This window comes from Brevibacillus sp. NRRL NRS-603, assembly GCF_003013445.1.
Taxonomy (GTDB): Bacteria; Bacillota; Bacilli; order Brevibacillales; family Brevibacillaceae; genus Brevibacillus; species Brevibacillus formosus.
The window spans coordinates 18,376-40,154 of record NZ_PXZN01000017.1 but is presented as its reverse complement, the minus strand read 5'-3'; the positions used below and the strand labels follow the sequence as shown (position 1 = coordinate 40,154).

The 21,779-nt window shown below is 39.3% G+C and carries 17 protein-coding genes; 6 read left to right on the top strand and 11 right to left on the bottom strand.

The window, feature by feature from the left end:
• Window positions 1–20: 20 nt before the first annotated feature.
• The 6 genes from C7R94_RS17530 (at window position 21) to glpQ (ending at window position 5,401) form a co-directional block, all read left to right on the top strand.
• Window positions 21–1,130: a spore germination protein gene (locus tag C7R94_RS17530; RefSeq protein ID WP_106783284.1), complete on the top strand. Its 1,110-nt coding sequence runs from the start codon at window positions 21–23 to the stop codon at window positions 1,128–1,130.
• Window positions 1,108–2,322: a Ger(x)C family spore germination protein gene (locus tag C7R94_RS17525; RefSeq protein ID WP_106783282.1), complete on the top strand. Its 1,215-nt coding sequence runs from the start codon at window positions 1,108–1,110 to the stop codon at window positions 2,320–2,322. Before C7R94_RS17530 ends, C7R94_RS17525 begins: the two co-directional genes overlap by 23 nt.
• Window positions 2,323–2,613: 291 nt before the next feature.
• Entirely contained in the window at window positions 2,614–3,033 is a 420-nt protein-coding gene (locus C7R94_RS17520; protein WP_106783280.1) for a MarR family winged helix-turn-helix transcriptional regulator, read from the top strand.
• 27 nt (window positions 3,034–3,060) lie between these two features.
• Entirely contained in the window at window positions 3,061–3,699 is a 639-nt protein-coding gene (locus C7R94_RS17515) for a nitroreductase family protein (RefSeq protein ID WP_047074642.1), read from the top strand.
• Between the two features lie 31 nt (window positions 3,700–3,730).
• Entirely contained in the window at window positions 3,731–4,027 is a 297-nt protein-coding gene (locus C7R94_RS17510) for a putative quinol monooxygenase (RefSeq protein ID WP_106783277.1), read from the top strand.
• Window positions 4,028–4,294: 267 nt separating this feature from the next.
• Entirely contained in the window at window positions 4,295–5,401 is a 1,107-nt protein-coding gene (glpQ, locus tag C7R94_RS17505; RefSeq protein WP_106783276.1) for a glycerophosphodiester phosphodiesterase, read from the top strand.
• 540 nt (window positions 5,402–5,941) lie between these two features.
• Here the strand turns inward: glpQ and C7R94_RS17500 are convergent.
• The 11 genes from C7R94_RS17500 to C7R94_RS17450 form a co-directional block, all read right to left on the bottom strand.
• Window positions 5,942–6,790 carry a hypothetical protein gene (locus C7R94_RS17500; protein WP_106783274.1) on the bottom strand — a complete coding sequence of 283 codons (849 nt, stop codon included), beginning with the start codon at window positions 6,788–6,790 and terminating at the stop codon, window positions 5,942–5,944.
• A gap of 250 nt (window positions 6,791–7,040) precedes the next feature.
• Entirely contained in the window at window positions 7,041–9,152 is a 2,112-nt protein-coding gene (locus tag C7R94_RS30330; RefSeq protein WP_199197942.1) for an AAA family ATPase, read from the bottom strand.
• Window positions 9,142–9,807, bottom strand: a complete 666-nt coding sequence (locus C7R94_RS17490) for a hypothetical protein (RefSeq protein WP_106783271.1) — start codon at window positions 9,805–9,807, stop codon at window positions 9,142–9,144. The genes C7R94_RS30330 and C7R94_RS17490 overlap by 11 nt, the downstream gene beginning before the upstream one ends.
• 4 nt (window positions 9,808–9,811) lie before the next feature.
• Window positions 9,812–11,305, bottom strand: a complete 1,494-nt coding sequence (locus C7R94_RS17485; protein ID WP_106783269.1) for a dsDNA nuclease domain-containing protein — start codon at window positions 11,303–11,305, stop codon at window positions 9,812–9,814.
• Window positions 11,306–11,864: 559 nt separating this feature from the next.
• Window positions 11,865–13,019 carry a TnsD family Tn7-like transposition protein gene (locus C7R94_RS17480; RefSeq protein WP_158264692.1) on the bottom strand — a complete coding sequence of 385 codons (1,155 nt, stop codon included), beginning with the start codon at window positions 13,017–13,019 and terminating at the stop codon, window positions 11,865–11,867.
• Entirely contained in the window at window positions 12,988–13,653 is a 666-nt protein-coding gene (locus C7R94_RS31010) for a TniQ family protein (protein ID WP_106783265.1), read from the bottom strand. The genes C7R94_RS17480 and C7R94_RS31010 overlap by 32 nt, the downstream gene beginning before the upstream one ends.
• An 8-nt stretch (window positions 13,654–13,661) precedes the next feature.
• Entirely contained in the window at window positions 13,662–15,569 is a 1,908-nt protein-coding gene (locus tag C7R94_RS17470) for a TnsD family Tn7-like transposition protein (RefSeq protein ID WP_106783263.1), read from the bottom strand.
• Window positions 15,570–15,577: 8 nt separating this feature from the next.
• Window positions 15,578–17,293: an ATP-binding protein gene (locus C7R94_RS17465; protein WP_233220588.1), complete on the bottom strand. Its 1,716-nt coding sequence runs from the start codon at window positions 17,291–17,293 to the stop codon at window positions 15,578–15,580.
• Window positions 17,286–17,741, bottom strand: coding sequence for a hypothetical protein (locus C7R94_RS17460; RefSeq protein ID WP_158264691.1), 456 nt, complete (start codon window positions 17,739–17,741; stop codon window positions 17,286–17,288). Before C7R94_RS17460 ends, C7R94_RS17465 begins: the two co-directional genes overlap by 8 nt.
• Complete coding sequence (locus C7R94_RS17455; protein WP_106783257.1) at window positions 17,738–19,435, bottom strand: transposase; 1,698 nt, start codon at window positions 19,433–19,435, stop codon at window positions 17,738–17,740. Before C7R94_RS17455 ends, C7R94_RS17460 begins: the two co-directional genes overlap by 4 nt.
• 12 nt (window positions 19,436–19,447) lie before the next feature.
• On the bottom strand, window positions 19,448–20,281 hold the full coding sequence (locus tag C7R94_RS17450) for a TnsA endonuclease C-terminal domain-containing protein (RefSeq protein WP_106783255.1): 834 nt from the start codon (window positions 20,279–20,281) through the stop codon (window positions 19,448–19,450).
• Window positions 20,282–21,779: the final 1,498 nt, after the last annotated feature.

Genomic DNA, 21,779 nt, shown 5'->3' with positions numbered 1-21,779 from the left:
TATAGAAGGTGAAGCCCAAAATGATACCCACCCGAAATGATCGGATTACCACCTCGCAAACAGCAGTGATCATCATCAACTTTATACTGGGAGCGGGAATCCTTACCCTGCCTAGAATCTCAGTGGAAAAAGCAAAGACACCGGATGTTTGGATAAGTGTCCTCATTGGCGGTTTACTCGCGATGCTCACTGGGATAATCATTGTAAAATTAAGCCAGCGGTTCCCTGATAAAACGTTTTTTGAATACAGCCAGGAGATTGCAGGGGAATGGGTTGGAAGGATACTCAGCCTTCTTATCATCTGTTATTTTTGTTTAACCTCATCTCTTCAAGTCCGATCCATGGCTGAAGTAACAACCTTTTACTTGCTGGAGAAAACCCCAACGTGGGCCATTGTTATGGTATTTTTGTGGGTTGCTCTTTATCTTGTCGTAGGTGGCATCAATTGTCTCGCCCGTATGCTTGAGATTATCTTGCCAATTACTGTCCTCTTTTTTTTGGTGGTTTCCTTGATGAGCATAAAAATTTTTGAAATCGATCATCTTCGTCCCGTATTGGGGCTGGGGTGGAAACCGGTGTTCGATGGGATTAAACCAACTGCGCTCGCTTATACCGGTTTTGAAATAATGATGATTCTGGTGGTATACATGAGACAGCCAAACAAAGCCGTGAAAGCCGTTGTGGTGGGAATTAGCGCCTCGTTGATCTTTTACCTGATCACAGTCGTGATGGTCATTGGGGCATTTTCAATCGATGGAGTCGTCACAAGGACATGGCCGACCATTGATCTCATACGAAGCTTTGAAATTACCGGTTTACTCTTTGAACGGTTTGAATCGTTGCTGCTCGTATTATGGATTATGCAAATCTTTTCTACTTTCACGTTGGCTTACTACTCAGCCGCCCTAGGCCTCGCCCAGCTCTTCAAGAAAAATATTGAGCCGTTTCTATTTGGATTGCTGCCTGTTATCTACATCATCACGATGACTCCGAAAGAAATCAATGGCGTATTTGCACTTGGAGATTTCGTGGGCAATGCTTCCATTTTCTTATTTGGCATACTGCCCCTTCTCCTTCTTATTATTTCTGGCTGGAAGGTGGGTAAGCATGAAGCAAAGTCATCATCGTGAGCGGCTTCTCCTCTTGACATCGTTATCGTGTTTCCTGTTCTTCTTATTGACCGGATGCTGGAGTAGCCAGGATATCGACAAGATGGGTATGGGCATCGGTTTAGCATTGGATGTCGGCAACAAATCAAATGTTGAAAAAAAGATGGAAAAACAAGGAAATAGCCCTCCTCACGTTGACACAATCACCATGACTTATCAATTTATTAACCCAAAAGCAACAAGCAAAGAAAGCAGTTCGGCAGGACCACAACAAAAAGCATATTTGAATGCGTCCCAAACCGGTGAATCTATTCTTCCAATCATCCGTGAATTTTCGTTGAGTCATGATGCCCCCTTGTTCAGCCCGCACTTAAAAGTCATTGTGATTAGCGAGGCTCTGTTACACACACATCGTTTGGAATCTTTGCTGGATCTATTTCTGCGAGATAACGAAATACGTCCAAGCTGCTTGGTATTGGTTAGTAACGGGAATGCCCGCAATGTCTTGGAAACCAAAAAACCTGGAGAATTGCCAGCACTGAATTTGCTTGGAATCGTAGATAACCGAAGCCGAACAGCCAAAATTTTACCTCCTGTGTCACTCGCCAAATTAACCGCCAAGTTGAATTCCGAATCAAGCTTTCTCTTGCAAAATGTAGCCGCTTCTGACAAAGAAGTGAAGTTTGAAGGGGCAGCCGTGATAAATGGAAAGACAAAAAAATGGGCGGGATTTTTAAACGAAATGGATTTGGAGGGCATAACGTGGATAACCGGAAAAGGTAAAGGAGGGCTAGTGAGAAGCCTTGACAAGGAGACAGGTCAACTCATCATCTATGAGATCGAAACCATGGAGAGCAAAATCACTCCCCATGTTGACGGAAACAAGATTTCCTTTGATGTGCATATCAATTCGAAGGGACGCTTGTCTGAAAATTGGGTGTTGAACGCAAATCCTTTTGAAAATGAATTCCTGAAAAGGGTGGAAAAAGCGGCTGAATTGGAAGTACGGGAATTGGTCAAAAGTGTCACAGCAAAAATGCAAAAAAATCTCCATGCTGATGTTGCCGGATTCGGAGAACGTTTGCGAATCGAGTATCCAAAAACGTGGGAGAAAGTAAAAAAAGATTGGGACCAAACATTCAGCACCGTACCCATCACTTACTTCGTAAAGCTGACCATGACTGATTTCGGCGCATCAGGACCTAGCAAGTGAAGCTTCCTTTCGTTCTGTTATCCATTAATTGCGATTGGAGTAAGATGCCCCCTCTCCCCTTACTCCATTCCCTCTTCGTATGAATCACTTAACTTCTGCTATGACCATACCGTCCCGCCTTTTTTTGAGGGAGAACTTGATGATACCTTGAAGAAATTGCTATCACCTCCGTCCAGCGACTTTTACAGACCATATGTTGCAAACGCTGAAATAAGATGCTATATTAATTGACGTATCAATTGTTGATGCGTCAAATATTCCTATTCATATTGCCCCCGGGAGGCATTTTTCATGACACGCAAGGAATTTGAAGAGGAGCAAATACTGAATCTGCTCATCGGGTTAACCAATAAAATAAGTCCCAAGTTCGAACGCTGTACCGGAATCAGCTCTACTCGTCTCGCGATCTTGCAAATCCTTTGCGAATGCAGCGAAATCAATCAGTCCCAGCTACAAAAGCACGTCAATATCGACAGTGCTGCCATTACACGCCACCTGAAGCAATTGGAAGCAGATGGCATGGTGACCCGACACAAAAATCCAAATGATAACCGCGAAACCTTCGTTCGTCTATCCGAAGAAGGACATCATCGGATTGAAGGGTACAAAAGCGAGAAACGAAATTTTATCCAGCAGATTCTGGAAGGCTTCAGCGAGGATGAAACGCAGGTCTTAACTGATTTTCTCAAACGGATGCAAAACAATATTTGATTGTTCCAGAAAGGAGTCTGTTTTTACATGAACACCGTACAAAGAACAAATGATTTTCGTGAAATCACGTTTGGTCGTCGTTCTGTCAAACTTTATGATCCTGAAATAAAAATCAGCCGCGAGGAAATGACTGAAATTCTAGCGGGAGCCACACGCGCTCCATCTTCAGTCAACATGCAGCCTTGGCGCTTTGTGGTGATCGAAAGTCAAGAAGGGAAAGAAAAGCTTGCAGAGCTGGCACGCTTCAACAAGACGCAGGTACTCACCTCTTCCGCCGTCATTGCCGTATTCGTCGACATGAATAATGCGGAATATATGGATGAGATATTTGGAAAAGCTGTCGAGCTTGGATACATGCCGCAGGAAGTGAAGGACATGCAGTTGAAAGCCGTAAAGCCTTATTACGCCAATCTACCTGCTTCTGACCTGCGGGATGTCAATCTTATCGATGCCGGCCTCGTATCCATGCAATTGATGCTGGTTGCCCGTTCATTCGGCTATGACACGAACCCGATCGGCGGCTATGAAAAGGATCAAATAGCAGAAGCGTTTGATTTAGACAAGGATCGTTATCAACCGATCATGCTGATCAGTATCGGGAAAGCAGCCAAGGAAGGATACCCATCTTACCGTCTCCCTGTTGAGACAGTGACAACCTGGAAATAATTCAAATTCGTTGGAAGAAAGGTAGAAAGCCATGCTTATTATACATGCCCATCTGCAAGTGATACCCGCCCAGGAAGAAGCCTTCCTTCAAGCGGCCAAAGCCCTGGTTGCTGCAAGCCAAGCTGAAGAAGGGAATATGGAATACACCCTTCTGAAAAGCACAGAGCAAGAATATCACTACACCATGGTAGAAAAGTGGAAGGATGCTGCCGCAGTAGCGGCCCACAATGCAAGCGCTCATTTTCAGGCTTTTGTGAAACAAGCTCCCTCCTTTTTTGCAGCAGCTATGGAATTGGAAGTATTCGCAGGAGAGCCTGTGAAGTTGTAATTGGTGATGTAAGGAAAACAGCAAGGTTGGTCCTTCGATCAGCCTTGCTCTTTTTTGTCCAGCAATACTTATGGAATCTCAATTTTCTGCTTGAAAAGGGCAGCCGCCAACTATTTGTTGACAGCGCTTTCTTTATCGCTTACATTAGTAACCAACATAATATTTTTGTGATGGAGATCAGGAGATTCACAATATTTCATTTGGTATGGTATAACCTACCAGTGAAATTTGTGGATCTTTTTTTCATCCAAATGGAGGAGGCAGAACATGAAAAAACTGGTTACATCTCTGGCAGCCGCTCTCGCTATTACAACAAGCTTTGGAAGCGTATCCTTTGCCGAAGCGGATAAGATTGTCATCGCCCACCGCGGAGCGAGCGCATACTTGCCGGAACATACGCTGCCCGCAAAAGCGATGGCTTACGCGATGGGAGTCGACTACATCGAACAAGACGTGGTCATGACAAAGGACAACAAACTGGTTATCATGCACGATCATTATTTGGACAGCGTAACCAATGTAGCCGAGGTCTACCCTGATCGAAAACGTAAAGACGGCAGGTACTACGTTATTGATTTCACTCTTGACGAGATCAAGAAACTGAAAAGGACAGAGGTCTTCACAGTAGAAAACGGCAAGCAGGTACAAGACTATCCGGATCGCTTCCCTCTCTGGAAATCCAGCTTCAGTGCTCACACCCTGGAAGAAGAGATTGAACTGATCCAGGGTATGAACAAAAGCACGGGTCGTAACGTAGGAATCTATACGGAGATCAAGGCTCCTTGGTTCCATAGACACGAAGGAAAGGACATCAGCCTCGCAGTGCTGCAGGTGTTCAAAAAGTACGGTTATGTATCCAAGAATGACAAAGCGTACATACAGACTTTCGACCCCAATGAAGCAAAACGGATTCGCACGGAGCTCTATCCACATTTGAATATGAACGTGAAGCTTGTACAGCTCATGGCAGAAACCAGCTGGAACGAAACCATGATCTATGAAAACGGTAAAGCAGTTCCCTACAACTACGATTGGATGTTTGAAAAAGGAGCGATGAAAGAAATTTCAAAATACGCAGACGGCGTAGGGCCATGGAAGCCGATGATCATCAAAGAAGAGTCGACGAGAGACCACCTGATCATTACCAATCTTGTCAAAGAGGCTCATGAAGCTGACCTGGAAGTGCATCCATACACCTTCCGAGCGGATAAAGGAGAAATCCCTGCCTATGCAGCAAGCTTCGAGGAATTGCTTGATCAGTTCTACTTCACAGCAGGAGTTGACGGGGTGTTTACGGACTTCCCTGACCGTGCCGTTGATTTTTTGCGAAGAGCGGAGTACCAAAGCAAAATGTCCCAGTCCCAGCGTAGCTGACACAGAACACTGTAACCTAAACGAGTTACCGAGGTTCCAAATTTATTTTTAGAATCGAAACCTTGGGATTTTGACCTCCCACAAACGCAAACAATGAAAAGCCCCAGACATGACCATTTTAATTGGTACACTGGGGCTTTCTGTTGTTCTTAAGTTAAGTGACCGACTTAATTATCTAGTAACGACAAATATTTTTATCATTTAACAGGTGTTCAATGACATTAGAGTTGTTAAATGAAAAATGTTATAACATCAAGGTTTCACCTATTTAATTCGCTAATAATATTTACATTAGAGTTGTTAAATAAATATCACTCAAATTGCCCACTCTTCTTATGATTACATTAGAGTTGTTAAATATCTAAATCATAAGAAGGACACTAAAGCAGATTTGTGAGTGAATCATCCTTCGATTTAAAAAATCAAGATCACTTTTAGGAATCGACAGTCCCAGGTAATTCCTGTCGTATGTAGAAGGATTGTATTCATCATTAATGAGTGATCTTATTTAACATAAGCTCTCCTGGAAATACCACTCTTCTAATCCCTTTCTTCCGTCCCCAAGCGCAGTCGTGGAATCACCTTGTAGATAAAGATTGCTGTAAGGACAGCAAAGATTAAGCCACTAAACCAATAAAACCATATTATACTTACAATATTCAGTAAAAAATATATGATTATGAATCCCCAATTTGTCATTGAATGTCTAAATCTTTCTCCATAGATCATATCCACAATCCCAATAAAGGTAAAAAACAAAAAGATTACCGCTAACGCATTTATGATAATTAAAACTGATGACAATAGATCTGCCTGGCCCTGTATAAACCACCCAACAATTAAAATTGTTAAACCAAACGTGGCATACACAATAATTATTAATACAGGCTTAAATACAATTGCAAATAATCTACTTGGTAGTTCAATAATATCGAACAAGCTATCTCTGATTGAGTCCTTGGCTAACATGGATTGTTTTAGCTTTAATTGAACTAACTCTTTCCTAATGAGATCAAGTGATTTTTCCAATTGGTCATTTGCTAAACTTGTCATAAACTTAGATATCTTTCGATGTAAGTTATTAGATAATTCTAGATAAGAGTTACTAAAAACATCGAAAAGTTCCTTTTCTAGATCATTTCGTTCTCCTCCCCTCCCCTGTAGATATTTCACAATACTTACTTCAAGTTTTCCATATGCAGTAATCCGCTTTTCAAGAGTGTCTAGACTTGCTTGTTCTCTCTGGTGGATGTTTTTACTTATCTCTTTGTATAACCATATAAACAAAAACATACCCCCTATTAAGGAAAGAATAATAACGGGATCGTTTCCTAAAAAGTTCTGCAAGGCTTGCATAACAATTCCGATTGGGTTTAGTGATGTGTTCATATTTAATCCTCCAAATTCCATACTATAGAATCAATGTTCAAATCTAAAATACTTAGTTATTGCTTCGAATAGGAAAAACAATTCATCAGAACGGAATGTCATAAACTATCGATCCCGTTATTTTCAAAACTTCTCCGTTCATAAGTGACTATCGAGCTTCTAGTTTATGGATCAGGAGATTTGGAATACAAAATAATTAACTGTTTACACGAAAAAGCCGCCTTTGATAAAAGGAGGCCTGACTATCATATTATGTAGTAGGTAATTCACTTTCTGTATCATCATCCAAGGGTTGTAACAAATACGTGTCAGCCCCGAGGTCAAGTGCTAATTCGGTATCGCTAACACTTCCTTTTTCAGACGACGCAATAATCACTTGAAACTTCCCTTGATATTTCTTCTCTAACTCTCTAAAAAGATCAATAAAACAATTAAACGCTTTGATGTCCAAATTTTGTTGTCTTGGTTCGTCCATGAGAAGGAGTAAAGGGTGTTGAACTGAATCCTCATAATTCAAAGCGGTCTCAAGCAAAGCAACATAGTATGATAAGATAATCCTAATCAATCCGCTGCTTGAAGTAAGATAATAAAGATTCCTCCCCTCCAATTTTGGCAAGTAATCAAATCTGTCAATTGTTATCTGCCCATATATCTTCTCAAGATCATCATCTAGGGAAACGGCATCTTTCTTTTTCTCGTCTTTAATTTTCTTTTCATCGAGACCGAGTTTTAGAAAGCTTAGGTTCTTTAGATTTGTTTTAAACGTTCTCTCAAAGAACTGGATTTTCTCCTCGTCCTTCTCTTTTTGCTTTTCAATGCCTTTAATGTAAGCCCTTTTGTCTTTAATATCTTTTTCTAGATCTTCTTTTTCTTTCAGTAGTTTCTCAAATCGCTCGATAATTTCTTTGTCTTTGTTAAGATGGGTAATCGAATTTTGAAGCTTTCCTATTTGCCGAGCGTGAAAATTGTATTCCTGGAGATTCCGTGGCTTTAACTTATCTTCAAAGTCATCCATCATCCTTTTTAGCTCCGCTTGCTCCAATTCCGCCAAAACAACTTTATTGTAAAGTTCCTCCTTATCTTTCTCCTTTATTTCTTTTAGTCGGTTAAAGTCCCTCAACTCATCTTTTAAATACCCAAGATACTGCTCGCTTTGTGCTTGAGGTATTGATTTGAAGGGACTACCACATAATCCACAATTACCACTCTCCAATTCATCATCAACATCGATAGAAAGAGCATTAAGACAACGCGGACATGAGCTCACAGGTAAAATACCCACAATCTTTTTTGCAGTTTTAAGCTTATCGTTCTTTTCAATGTCATTCAAAATCTTGTTAATAAAGAAATTGTACTCTTCGATTTCCGTTTCAAGGGATTGCATCTCTTCCCGATGCCTTCTCGCTTTCATTGAGGAAATCCTGAATTTATTCCGAATTTCGGAAAAAACATTATTCCTTTCTGAACTGCCCGATTCCAACCTTTCAATGCGTTGCTCATGATTTAATATTTCAGTTTGCGTTCGGGTGATCTCATCCTCAATTAGCTTGGCGTCTTTTAGAGCAATCATTCCGATAACATCATTGATATCGTTTAACGAAGTTGTTTTCTGTTTCAACAGTGACAAAAGTTTTTCCAACTCGTGTCTCGCTGTAATTACTTCAGTCCCAGAAAACTGAAGAAGAACTTCGAAAGCTGTTTTTTTAATATCTTTCAGTCCGTATCTAGGATTTATCGCTTGAATGTCATACCATGCCTCTTGCTGTATAACAAACAAAGGCATCAGATTCTGAATGTAGAACAACAGCTTAACATCGCCAGTTGACTCAGAATCTTCGCCATTTGTTTCAGATTCGCTCTCTGTTATTGGGGTAATGTCCATAAAAGAAAATAAAAACTCTTGATAAGTTTCGTTTCCCTTTATGTTCTTGTCTTTACGCATTTTGTAGAAAGCTCGTGTCTTGCTGTCATGTACCAGCTGCTCCAAATTAGAACTTTTCTGAAGTTCTACACCCGAAAAAACGCATACAGGATCGTTCCAATCTAGCGCGTTACGCGCAACTACAACCCTAGTCCCTTTGTTGGATAGCTGCAAAAAAACATGAGCTTGAATAACTTTCCGCTTGTAATGTATTCTAAATAAATCCTTGAAACTCAAAATATCATTTTGACGCGTTCCATATAAATCTTCACCCTTAAGAGCAAAAATTACGCTTTGGATAAACGTCGATTTTCCCAATGTGTTCTCGCCATAAATCATATTGAACTCTTTTATGGTCCCATCAGTATCTCTAAACGGAACAAAACGAACGTACAGTTCCTTTTCTGTTTCAACCCTTATTAGAACGGATTCAATAAACACTATCACTCACCCCGTAATAACCCAAAATAAGAGATGGAAATTCCTTTTGCACATATTTTTCAATATAATCATTAGTAGCATTTGAGGGGAAAATTTTGTTAATGGTTTCCATTCTCATCTTCCATTCTTTCTCGACTTCCACAATTTCATCAGCCTTTTCCGCCCCAAGAGGTGTTAGGCTTATCAAAAACGCCTTTTGGCTTTTTGAGAAATAATCATATTTTACGTCAATTAACTTTTTGCTTATCATATAATTGAAAATCGAATCATACCGGTGATCCCACGGTCCTCTTATATACCTGATCATTGGCGAAAACGCCATTTTTTTCTCATAATCGTTAAGATTTATATAAGATGCAAGATATTTTTTGTTGCTTTTATCGATTGCTTTCATGAGGTAAAATGGATATCTAATCAAGAAATCAAAGAATGAAAACTTCCTCCTCCCATATATTGTAGGGTTCGAAAAAAAACCATCACGCTTAGTCCCACATATCCGCAGCAAAAGTAATATCCGATACGCATGGAAATCGTAATCATCGTCTGGATCTATGTAAGCAGTGCGCAAATGTGGCGGTACGGTCTCCATCTGAACATTATTATTGATTAACGCATCAAAGAATTGGTTGATCTTTTTTATTTCATCGTTATTCATACCCTCACCCTTTATTGTTCCACTTCAAATGGCATTCTGCGGCCATTTGGTACATTTGACCATACACAACCGTTTCGTTAATCTCAATTTTGCTCATTCGACTTTGTTCCTTGGCAAGTAATCTTAAATCATCCTGAAATTCCTTCCAAAATAACCTAGAATTGAACTGGGTAGCACCTTCCTCACCATTATGGATGACAGCGTTTGTGCAACGAATTTGTACGATCTTTTCTAAGTTCTTAACAATACTATGCTGATGGTGTTTGTTACCTAGCTTCAACTTTTGCAACAACAATAGATAGTTGCACCGCATCTCAGTGGCTATTGCTATTATTTTGTTTTCGTTTTCTATATCTTGAAATTCAATCTTTTTTATCTTAGATTCTAATTTACTTTGCTTCTCAGGATCGCTGTCTAAAATTTTCTTCACCTCATCCTCATCAGCAGTAGGTGGGAAAATCATCGAATCCTCTGGTTGAGGAGTTATTTTCTCGCTAATGAAATCAATTTTATGCTCTAACGTGTTAAGTTGTGTTTTCACCTCATCGAAACCCTCGTCTATTTTTACTCCTAAGCCTTCAATTTTCCCAATGAATTCACGATCTATGCAGCCTCTCAGCTCTTCCTCGGTTTCTCGAAATATTTCTTCGAGCAGCTCACGATCCAAGGTTCGGGAGTCAGCATTATCCTCCGCAGATCTGAAAAATATTTCAGTCAACAATCTCTCAAAGTACAATGCGACTTGCTCTTTGTTGGGTATTATTTGCCCAAGCAAAGTGATCGTTTCTGCTTTAAGCGATTGAAGAGCTTTATCTGGATCTTCCTTTTCAAAAACCCACTCTATCCTTTTTACAAAATCCAGTAAGATCTCCACATCATCGAGTTTTTTAAGAAAACTCTCCCCAAGTTTTTTGACAGATTCATACTCCGCTTTTAACGTTTCTAGTTCCTTTGCGTTTCTCCTTTTCGCTGCCGTACTTTTAGGTTGTTTAGCCTCAAGTGTCTCAATTTTGGGTAAGATGCTAGATAAAGTAGAACGAATATTGTCATTTGCACTATCTCGCAAAATTTGTTGGGTTTTCACAACCAGCTTTGCAAGCAACTCTACGTTCTCCTCATTTAGTGGCTGTGAATTTATCCATTCGTTTAACAGCTCGTCCCTACCGGAAGGTTTTGAATTGGTTTCGAAGATAAATTTCCCTTTATATTCTTCGTAACATAAGTACAGCACAAAAAAATTATATAGTGTCTTAGTAAGTTCACTGCCACTTAGGTTGAAAGAAGAAGAATAACTTTTAACTTGAGTCCATGTAATACTTTTGTTCACATAGTCAAATTGCTTAATATCGTCCTCTACTTCGCAATAAACTATAATATCTGACTGGTCTCGATAGTTAACCAACCATTGAAACAAGGTCTTAATATATTGATACACAAAACCACGACTGGTGCCTGGGGCATCAGTGTTTTTTTTGAAAATGAGCAACTCCTGAGACATTGTGTACTCTCCTTGCCCCAATGAAATGTTTGGTCACACTTCCAAAGTATAGTAGTTTTTACTCAACTCGGAAATAGATTTTTACCGCAGTATTACATCTCGGGTGGATTTTGAGTCCATGACATTCCTTTGAGATCTACCTATCCTTAGACAACAAACAAAAACGGATGCCGCAGCACCCGTTTCATTTCGAAATCGATTCGATATCCGTTAGATAGAAACGTTTCTTTTTGTTTTCTAATATCTCATGTTACTTCACATCGTCACGCTCACGAGGTCTCGACGTATATTCACCATGACTCCCGAGTGCTTCCTAAATTTGAACTAATATTTTCGCTGGATTGATTTCACGAACGAGCTCTTTTCACACGTTCCCAGATGCCCTTTCTACGAAATAAAATACTTCACGGTAAATGCATAGTCGTATTGAATACTGTCATATAAATGAAAACACATTGCTCCGAACTCTTCTCCGTCAAAGACCTATCGTTCAAATTGTAGCTGTGCTTTCCAAACTATTTATTAGCACGAAAGAAAATACGAGTTTGTCATTAGAAAATTATGCCCCATTCCCTGAAGTTTTTGAGACATTCATCAGACGGCGAAACTCTTTCAAGCTTATACCTGCTTCCTTTGCAATCTTCCAGGCGGGTCTTGTTGTTCTCGCAAACTCACTCTCATTCATGGCCATGCTTATTCTACGCTTCCGAAACTCTTCGGTACTTTCAACATATTTTGATAATTCCTTGCTGGTTTTAGGTAATTTACCCAATTTGTTATGTATCAATGAAAGTGCTCCAATTTTTCTCCCGATCTCAGATTTTGAAATCCTCATATTTTTGATCGTGTACAATTGTTCTGCTACACTGTGTACCTTTTCAGCAATTATGTTATCCCTTTGTTCCCAATCTACCCGCTTCCTTGGTTGACTTCTCAGATTCCTTATCGTCTCGTCGGCTAACAGTCTCTGCTGCTGCTTTTTCGTAGTCTTAGTTTGTTTTTTAGTCGAATTTGAAGGATTAACTCCGATTTTTGAGCCATTGAGTTTATTCATTTGGTTTTTAACAGTTGTTGGATCAACCCCAAGAATACGGGCTTTTGCCCTAAGTGAATAGTTTCCCCCCTCCACCAGTTCGCTTAGTCGTTTTATCCATACATATCCAAATCCTTTAATTCTTCCTATTCTATACGTATCTTCCTCTACTTTATCTGGTCCACGACGACTATAAATAAAACCACAAACGCAATTAAAGGTCCCTACCGGTTTCCCCGTGCTTGAACATCGTGTTACTTTACAGTTGGTAACAATCAACTCTTTGTAATGTATCGCTGCTTTGTTTAGACACGGCCATGGTCCCTCCCCAAAGGGATCCATTTGTAGAACTCCTTCTCTCTTCGAGAACGATAAATGGGTGGGTAAACCCAAGAAAATATGTAATAGAATATGACGAAGGGGATGCATAGTGAAATGTTCTTTTCTCATAACCTTATGGAGCCACGAATATTGCTCAGTTGGATGAATATTACAACCAATCTGATTCAGACAGTTTTCCCCAAATAAATTTATAAACGCTTGGATTATCAACTTAAATCTTAGTCTCCCAGTGGGACTTACAAACCCCATTTCCTGCAATCTTGCTAAGTAAATTATCCGAAGGGTACCTCCACCACCTGGGTCACATTCAGAATTTAAAATATGAAAGGGTACCTCCACCACCTGGGTCACATTCAGAATTTAAAATATGATAGGAGTACTTTGCAATTTTAACTTCTGTACTGGTTCTAATTGTTGGTACATTAGGTAAAGCCACCTCTTCTAATGAAACGAATTCATGCTTATTTCTTCTTGATGAGAATGGGACATTTGAATCAATGAGTAAACTCGAATGAAGGTGGCATACGGTAACTCCTGGTAGTTGATGAGCTCTGTGCCAATATGCAATGCCATATTGCAAACGATCCCTGTCGACGCACATGGTACAGTATCGAAGAAACTTATTGTTCTTCACCCCATTTGCAGGTAAACCCAACTTCATATATAGAGAGCTTCCGTCACCATGTAACATCTCCTCTTCAGCCTGTTTGAACCTCTCTTCAGGTAAGAAAGGTTTGAAGTAGGATAGAAGAGTGTTATCGTTTAATAATTCGTAAGCAGATATCGCCTTCCCGGGAATTCTGGTACTTAACTTGTTTAGATGACAAGGTAAATCAGTAACAGCACAAATGGTTTTGGAACCAAAGAAATCACGCACACTATTTTTGTGGCTTTCGTTTCCAGAGTATGCATGATATCTTGCTAGTACACTGTAGAGTAGTTCGTCCGGCAACGTCGGAGGAAAAAAGTGCATCCATTTATCTAATCCTTCCTCATTGTATTATAATTATCTATCTTTTCTTGGATATGTGAAAAGGTTTCCTGTTCGAGATTTTTATACATCTGAAATCTAGTTTGGATTAATTGTAAAGAAAGAGTTTTATACCTAGAACTCTCAAACCATTGCAATACGTTAGGAAAATTTCGGACTGCATACTGATCTTTCGACTCAGTACCGTCTTGAAGAAGTTGGGTGGTCTTTGGCAATAGGCGTCGAAAGGTATAGTATCTTCCCATTATCGTTTTAGGCAACGCTCGTAATATCGTCGCCTTGGAAATTCTCCTATCCGGTGGATTTTCCCTACACTGATAGACTGCAATTTCGACCAGTTTAGATAAATCATCATCTAATGTTTTAAGATTCAATTCCTTCTCCATTCTCTTTCTCGGTGGTAAAACACTTTCCATCCATTCCCTCTCGTTGCACATTAACCAATCGTAGCGATGATTGTTATACTTCCTAATCACCGGTCTTGTAACATCCCTCCCTAGTTTTTCAATCGCTTCCAGAACTGTCTGTTTATACACATCACTCTTAGGAAATGATGTTGCAGCAGCTTGTGTGTACCCCAATTCTATGACTTTCAGAGCAGCTTCTATATCGATCTTCTTGGACCTACGGGAAATCTCTTTACGAAACGGCCGTAGGTATTTGCCAATTGTTGTTTTATTTGAATGCATGAGCTCAGCTATTTTTTGAATTCGATAACCCTCTTGATAGTACTTTACCGCGGTACTAATAAATAGTGTCCCCATCGTTTCTATAGAATATTGGCTCTCATTCTCTTCTTTTGGCAATCCTCGTCTCGTATATATCATTTCACAATGTGGGCATGTGAATACTCCCGTTACCCATTCGTGTGCTTTACGCAAGCATTTTTTGATTATCGGCTTGTAATAATATGGACAAATGAAGTTTAGACATCGCCAGGGCCCAACGCCAAATGGAAGCGGGACAGAATATGAATTGTTCTGAGCAAAAAAACCGTCTATCGAACCGCCAAAAAAACGCATGAGAAGGATATTGAATAGAACGTGCTTATGTAGATTTTCTCTTTGGAACATTTCCACGAGAAATTTTCCATTCGTGAATTGTCCTAAATCTAAATTTCGTAAAGTCTCCTCGCCATAAAACTCTACGAAATCCTGAAGCATATTGCTTTTATAGATAAAGTCCCCTTTATAGTGGATGTACCCACGATACCCAGCTTCTACGAGTAGTTTCTGATAAATCAAATCTAAGGACACTTCTTTTCTCTTCATTAATCCGATAACGTCTTCCAAAAGCGAACGGACAAAAGAATCCACCATCCCTTTTGTTGATATTATTTCATGACCATTTTCACAGAAGGGGGTTATTAGCATGGCAGTCCCAGTTTTATTCATCAAAGGGATATCACAAACTGAGCATTGAGTAATTAAACTATCACCATGAATATGACAAAATGTTAGAAACTTTAGTTGATGAGTTCGATGCAAATAACTTACACCATACATTTGAAAATCATTCTGTAAACACGTAGGACAATACTTACCTTCTATTGAGACTACTTTTTGGAATCTCTTGTGAACCAGAGGGTTATTATTGCTCTCATGTATCATTGCCTCTAAACATATACTCACTTGTTCTTCATTCAAGAATGGCCGATATAGCGGATAGAACGTGTGCAATTCGATAATATCTTGAATAAAGTCTATCGAGACTCCTAAATGGTCACATAAGCGCATCAAACTCTTCGGATAAGTAACCATACCTTGGTGATTCCTACCGAATAACTCCTGTCTGCTATGTAGGTAAGAATCATAGGGTGAATGGAGAAAATGTCTGTACGCTAGGCTTTTAAAATCCTCATCGGGGTATGGTGTAGGAAAAGACACTATTTTTCTCATATGAACACCTAACTCACTACGAATTCATCATACGTATTTATCAACCCAGATTCCGATAAGGCTTCATCAATCCTTCTCCCTCGTCGAGATCCTTCCTGGACAATTTGCCTAATATCATCCGCCTCAAAAGTGTTGTTTTTCCTTCCTCTTGATGTTGCCTTCTCTTGGTTCTGTTCTGCTCCTTTGACAGCAATATCGGTTCCACCTTTTGTAAGCACTAACTTTGCAATTTCAGAGTATAAAAGTTCTGTATCCTCACAACCGCTATATTTCTTTTCAATCTCACAAGCGTAATGCTCCGCCTCTTCTGTTTGACATCCCATCTTAGTAGCAAAGATTGTTAGTTGCTCGATTAATGTTTTTCTATTTCGTTGCATGATAATTCTTTTATGCTCCTCAGACATTTGACCATCAATTTGTATCTTATGACTTACCTGAGAAAGATATTTGTCAAAAGAAATCCAGTCCGGTTTAAGATCTTCAAATTCTACAGGATCAACGTCTTCCCCCTTACGAATACGTTCAAAAATTGGCTGAACTAACCGTAGGGTTTTATTTGCCACTTCATCGATCATGCTAACGGTAATATGTTCATCCTCACTATATAAAATCACATGCGACTGTACGTGCATAAATAACTTAACTGCAAAATCTGGTATGCCTAGGGTGTGGTAGTACATGGACGCTTTTAACTGAGGGGTAAGTGCTGTGATGTTCTTTGTATACTGCAAATCCCAGAGGCTCTCAATGAACTGTTCCCACTCCCAATTCTCTTTCATACGGTCCGTAATATTCTCCGCGTACCCATCTGGCACGCCTCTCCGGCAGTTTGCAAGACAAGTCTTAAACAGATACATAGCCTTAAATGTACCAATCATGATAATGGGAACACCAATCGAATTGGTTAACTCCGTAATAAAATCTATCATTTTTTCATCCCCGCCGGAATGAGCACGGTTTACGCGTTGGATCTCATCTATCACGAGGACACCTAAGTTAATTAAACCTGCGACTTTTGCCATTCGTTTCGCCAAAACCTCAGCTCTGCCGTCTTTTTCTGCTAGATCCTCGTAATAGGTAGTCCCAAGGATCTCATCAACCGCATAGTAAAAGTTCCTGCACAAGGCCCCAATCGAGCGGTTACTTGGACATTCAATCTTCAGCCAAACAACTTGTTTGCAGGGGAGAGCACTCCCCTGATAACGAGTATGGTGGATCACTTGAGGAAAAAACAATTGCAATAACTTGTCATACGTCTTTGATTTCCCCATTCCACTTAAGCCAATTTCTGCACACTGTTTTGCTGTTTGTATATGGCCAAGTAAATTAGTACCATCAGGGTTTGTTCCATGAGCTAAGATATTCCCATACCCGACAGACAGATGCCGTTGATACATCGCCGTCATAGGATTTCTTGATTGGTATCCGATTTTTATCATAGTATAAATATTTCGATAACGATCAAAATGAGGGGTTAATGGCAACCAGAAACTCGGTTTGATTTGTTGTACCAATTCTAGACGTTCTTCAACAGTAAGTGTTGAATGATTCCCGCAATACTTAGGCACGGAGTACAGGTGGTCATAAATATCATCAATACTTAGCCGAGGAGGGATTGCTTCAATAAATGGATTTCCCTTATTTTCTGGAACGATCTGCTCCTGATACTCCGCATTCATTTGGTATCCCTTTAAAATAGAATTTCTAATATCGATATTAGTCACGTTCTTTTCTTTTCTCCTTGTTTTTTGACATTAAAAACAACTGCATATTGTTGATAGGCTGTTCCTTTGTTGCTTGTGGTTTTTGAAAAGGGACAACCTCCCCGGAAAGGAGTTCATCTTTATTTAGATTCGTATTTACCGCCGTCCAAGCACCTTTACTTGTGTCAACTCGTTTATCCAATGTTCGTACAAATCGTTTATTTTTAAATTTTGCAGATTTGGGCCTACCCGATGTTGCCTCTTTCGTTTTTTGGGTTTCAATATTCGTCATGCTTCTTGCTACCGAATCCAAAACGGCTTCTACATTAAATTGATCTTTTTTCTTTTGATCCATCTGTTTTTTCTTGTATCTCACCATGATTCTTACATCATCAAGATGTAAGCCCTCGTAATCCCGATACTTTGCTGTTAAGTAGCATTGTTCAAAAGATCCATCTTTTAACTTCAAAAAATGCTGCTACAGTTTCTTGAGTCATAACAAACTTCGATCTTCTTGCTGCCATCAACTCTCTCAGCTTCAAACCATCCTTCTTCGATTGCGCGATCACAAGTATACGCCATTTTTTCAAAGATAATTCCTGCTCTTGTTACCGATCCTTCTCCTCTAGGAAGTAGACTATAGCGAATTAGTTGGCGTGGTTTTTCGTGCAGCAGATTTTTATGAACTCCCCAGTTCCAAACGCCTAATGGTGTCAACTCGACCTTGTCCTCAAACAACTCCCTTGTTAAAAAGAAATTTTCGCTCAACACGCTTTTGTTAAATTCAAGAACAAAGTAGATGACGATTTTCGTAAATGCTTCGAACGTATATACTGCATAATCCGCGGGATTCTTATCTCCTCTCTCCCTGTGTTGCTTCACAACTGCTCCAGGGATAAGTTCACGAATCCTAGCATTAAACCGACTGAACTGCTGCTCTATAAATGGCTTTAAGTCCCCTCTTCCAGAGGGGGCATTTCCAATCTGGACGTTAATCATCACTAAATTATTGGAGTTCCTGCTTTTCATTTCCCCACTGTCAGCAGCGATAAATTTAGGCAAATGTCGGGATGGCCAATCTTCTTCGTCGATTTCTATACCATACCTTGCACAAAATTCAACCTTATCTGTAGCTGCATTTTCTAAAGCAACCATCGCTTCTTCCCACGAAGGATTTCTGCATATATGCATCCCAGTAATCATTCTACTCATAACATCTTTTACAAAATATACATGTGCACGACCTATTTCTGTTTTATTATCATTCGACATTAAGATGACATCGGCTGGCGTTGAATCAATCTCAAATAGAGCACCTGGACCTTGTATATCTTCTATAGGATTTCCCGTAAGAGCCCTTGCGTTCATTTCAGCTTTTCTTCTACCATATTTTTTTTCGTACTTCTCTTTCTCGCTATACTCATGTTGGTACCAATAACGAAACTGTCTTTCTGATGGACAGTTATTAACTACAACGATCGGAACCATGACACCATGTTCCCTGTAATATCCTTCGTTATACTCCGTCTGCAACATGTGCTTGTACGTTTCTTTTATGTTTTTTCCCTCTTTTTTATGAAAGTGTTCAATTGCAATCTTAAACTTCCTCTTATCAACTTCCGTTAAGAGATACCCTTCTCTATCTTCCGGTTTTTTACCAGTATTGTTTATCCTCTTAGCATGTTGAGGGTACCCGCAGTCAAAATAGTTATTTAAGAGACCATTTAGGGACTTTCCATAAAACCAGTACTTTTTAAGACAATCATAAATAATGTTCAATGGTTTTCCCGATGTTTCTCCTGCATCACGAATCAATTGCCCACGATGCTCCTTAAGGTAAATGTCTGGTTCTTTTGAGACAATATCCTTAATAATCTCCCATTTTGCTTCTTGGCTTTTTTTATGCTTTTGCAGATAATCCTCATCAGGCGCAATTAACTTTAAGTCAGGATCCACATGAATGATTCTTGCAAAGCCATCTTCAATCAGATGCTCAATTTCCGAATATTGCCTAAAATAAGGAAAATATATTTTGTTTTTATTAACAATGTTAATTAGAACCACTTCAGTCCGATCTGGTGAAATCCACAGTACTCTTTCCAGGATTTCTTTCATTTCGAGTTGATCACTAAAAGCGACAATTGTATTTTCAACAATTTGCATCTGTTCTTCTCCTTACGCATAGTTCTTTGAGATAGAGTCATAAGAAGATCCTAGAGTGAGCTGAAGCGGCTTATTCTCACGAATTAATTGATGCATGTCTGTGACCCAGTGTTTATTTGCAATCATATGTTTCACGATGTATAAGGAGGTCCCTGGCATTAATCCTAATTCTAGATCACAGGTAAGACATTGTTTACTTATAGATACCTTTGTACTATTCTTTGATAAGAGTGAGAACAAAGGTTTGGACACCATACTCACCAGCTCTGCGTCAACTCCATCTCGGGATCCTAGTTCCTTAGTATCGTAAAGCCAATCAATGTTCTTTATTAAATTCATTGGTTTATTCTTTTCTAAGACAATCCCCCAAGAAAGCCCTAACTCAAGATAATATCTCCTCTCTAATTCAAATAACTCTAATGTCCTCCTCGTCAATTTATTAACGGGTTTAATTGTTCTAGCAAAATCCATTTCCTTACCATCTGGCTGAATAACCGTAAGCATAAAGTCTGTTGTCATAATTACGTTTTCACCGTTTAAATGAGGGTGGGGAACATTCAATTTTCTTGCAATTTTTGTTGTTAAATCGAAGTCAAGGGGATACTGCTCTCTAATATCAACTACCAGATCCGACCATTCTTGGACAAGTAGATAGTGATACTCATGCCTTGATAAGGTATGATGAATTCTCCTTGTCTTCCACCCAAGTGACCTCGTTATCCATCCTTCAGAAGGTGCTCTGTTATCAGAAGCTTGGATAAAGGGCACATAACTTTGACCTCTCCCCTTGCCTCTCCCGTCTTTTAGCCGATTTTGGTGATTTTTTAACAAGATATTTTCAGACATCAAACATCCTCCTGATAATAAAAAAGCACATAACGGAATCCATTATGTGTCTCTGTTGATGTGCAATTGATTACAGAATATTGTATCAATTGGAAAAATGAACTACAATATGTAGATTTTCCTAGTTTAAAAATATTAATCTACTTATATGCTTTCCATTTCACGCTCCTTATATAACTGCCATTTACGCTTTCCTTTATACGTAACTTAAACTTTGAAATTAGTATTTTTCAATACGACCGGAATCGTTTCGTTGGATGTTTAAACTATGATAGGCACTCAATGATACTATTGCATTTCTACTCTAAAAATCTCAAAGCTTGTCTAAACGTGCGTTGTATTTTTTCATGGGAATCATCTTCTCTCCCTGCAATAAGAGCGCCTCTTCTGAATAACCGATTTATTCATGTTTCGCTAGATTGCATTCTCTCCTTCTACTTAGAAAATTTAAGAGGTACTATTGAAGTCTCAAAAATCATTTTTTAAATCTTATTGAAGTGATGTCTGTCATATTCATTGTAATATGACTTATAAAACAAGCTGATTTTACCCGCTTTCTCAGCTTCAATACAGTCTTGAGCGAGACTTATGTATGGTAATGATCCGAATCTAACCTTTTGTGGTATAGGGTAAAAACCTATCCACGGCCTATAAGGTCTTCGATACCACTGCTCCTGATCAACGTATTTTGAAAAAACCTGTCCCCTAATATAAACAAAATACGTATTCAGAACAAAAACAATTTCGCAACGTTGATTTATTCTCGCGCTACAAAACTCTCTAGCCGATGCTAATGTAGTATTTTCAATAAGACAATGTTTGTCATACCATACTGAATAAAATACGTAGTCGTCATACTTGATGCAATAGTCGCCCATTCTCTCTATAGGTATGGCTGGAAAAACATCCGCAATAGTGTAATACATTGTATCGCTCCCATGAAGAATCATTAGATCCATTTTTCCCAAAAGGAACGATACTTAACATTTTTCTTTATTTTTTCGTTCTTTTAAATTTCTATTTTCTACCTAGGACAGCTTCCTCCATGTCGGTATCTGTAGTGATCCCACAGTAATTTACCACCCCAGTCAGTCCTCCTCTCTCATAAGAGTTCTACAATCTTACATCTCAATTGCCCTCCCTTTATTCCATTTTTTTGAACCTAGAACAGGACAGCTATCACTTTGTCATTCTTTTTATCACAGGGAATGGTCTTGAACCACCGTTTTACTCACAGCCGACTACTCTGCTTCGTCAAGTGTGTCACTTAACGCCAGAGTAAGTAAGATACCTGCGGCTTCTGTACCGGTTCTTCCTTTTCCTCCACCTCCACCGCAATGGAAAGAAACTTTTTGCTTTGATGGTAAGCTTCAGTGACAGCCTGGATTGCCTACTCAAAGGCTATTTCTTGCGGTGGTCATCTTCTTTTTTGTTTCATGATTCTATAATTTTGTCAATTTCGCCTGAAAAGTTGCCGCTTACAAGAGGGAAATAAAGG

Coding starts and splice junctions, on each gene's coding strand:
- C7R94_RS17485 (WP_106783269.1), bottom strand. CDS start 11,305: ATGTCTCAGGAGTTGCTCATTTTCAAAAAAAACACTGATGCCCCAGGC.
- C7R94_RS17500 (WP_106783274.1), bottom strand. CDS start 6,790: ATGAACACATCACTAAACCCAATCGGAATTGTTATGCAAGCCTTGCAG.
- C7R94_RS17510 (WP_106783277.1), top strand. CDS start 3,731: ATGCTTATTATACATGCCCATCTGCAAGTGATACCCGCCCAGGAAGAA.
- C7R94_RS17530 (WP_106783284.1), top strand. CDS start 21: ATGATACCCACCCGAAATGATCGGATTACCACCTCGCAAACAGCAGTG.
- C7R94_RS17520 (WP_106783280.1), top strand. CDS start 2,614: ATGACACGCAAGGAATTTGAAGAGGAGCAAATACTGAATCTGCTCATC.
- C7R94_RS31010 (WP_106783265.1), bottom strand. CDS start 13,653: ATGCACTTTTTTCCTCCGACGTTGCCGGACGAACTACTCTACAGTGTA.
- C7R94_RS17470 (WP_106783263.1), bottom strand. CDS start 15,569: ATGAGAAAAATAGTGTCTTTTCCTACACCATACCCCGATGAGGATTTT.
- C7R94_RS17490 (WP_106783271.1), bottom strand. CDS start 9,807: ATGAATAACGATGAAATAAAAAAGATCAACCAATTCTTTGATGCGTTA.
- C7R94_RS17455 (WP_106783257.1), bottom strand. CDS start 19,435: ATGCAAATTGTTGAAAATACAATTGTCGCTTTTAGTGATCAACTCGAA.
- glpQ (WP_106783276.1), top strand. CDS start 4,295: ATGAAAAAACTGGTTACATCTCTGGCAGCCGCTCTCGCTATTACAACA.
- C7R94_RS17450 (WP_106783255.1), bottom strand. CDS start 20,281: ATGTCTGAAAATATCTTGTTAAAAAATCACCAAAATCGGCTAAAAGAC.
- C7R94_RS17515 (WP_047074642.1), top strand. CDS start 3,061: ATGAACACCGTACAAAGAACAAATGATTTTCGTGAAATCACGTTTGGT.
- C7R94_RS17525 (WP_106783282.1), top strand. CDS start 1,108: ATGAAGCAAAGTCATCATCGTGAGCGGCTTCTCCTCTTGACATCGTTA.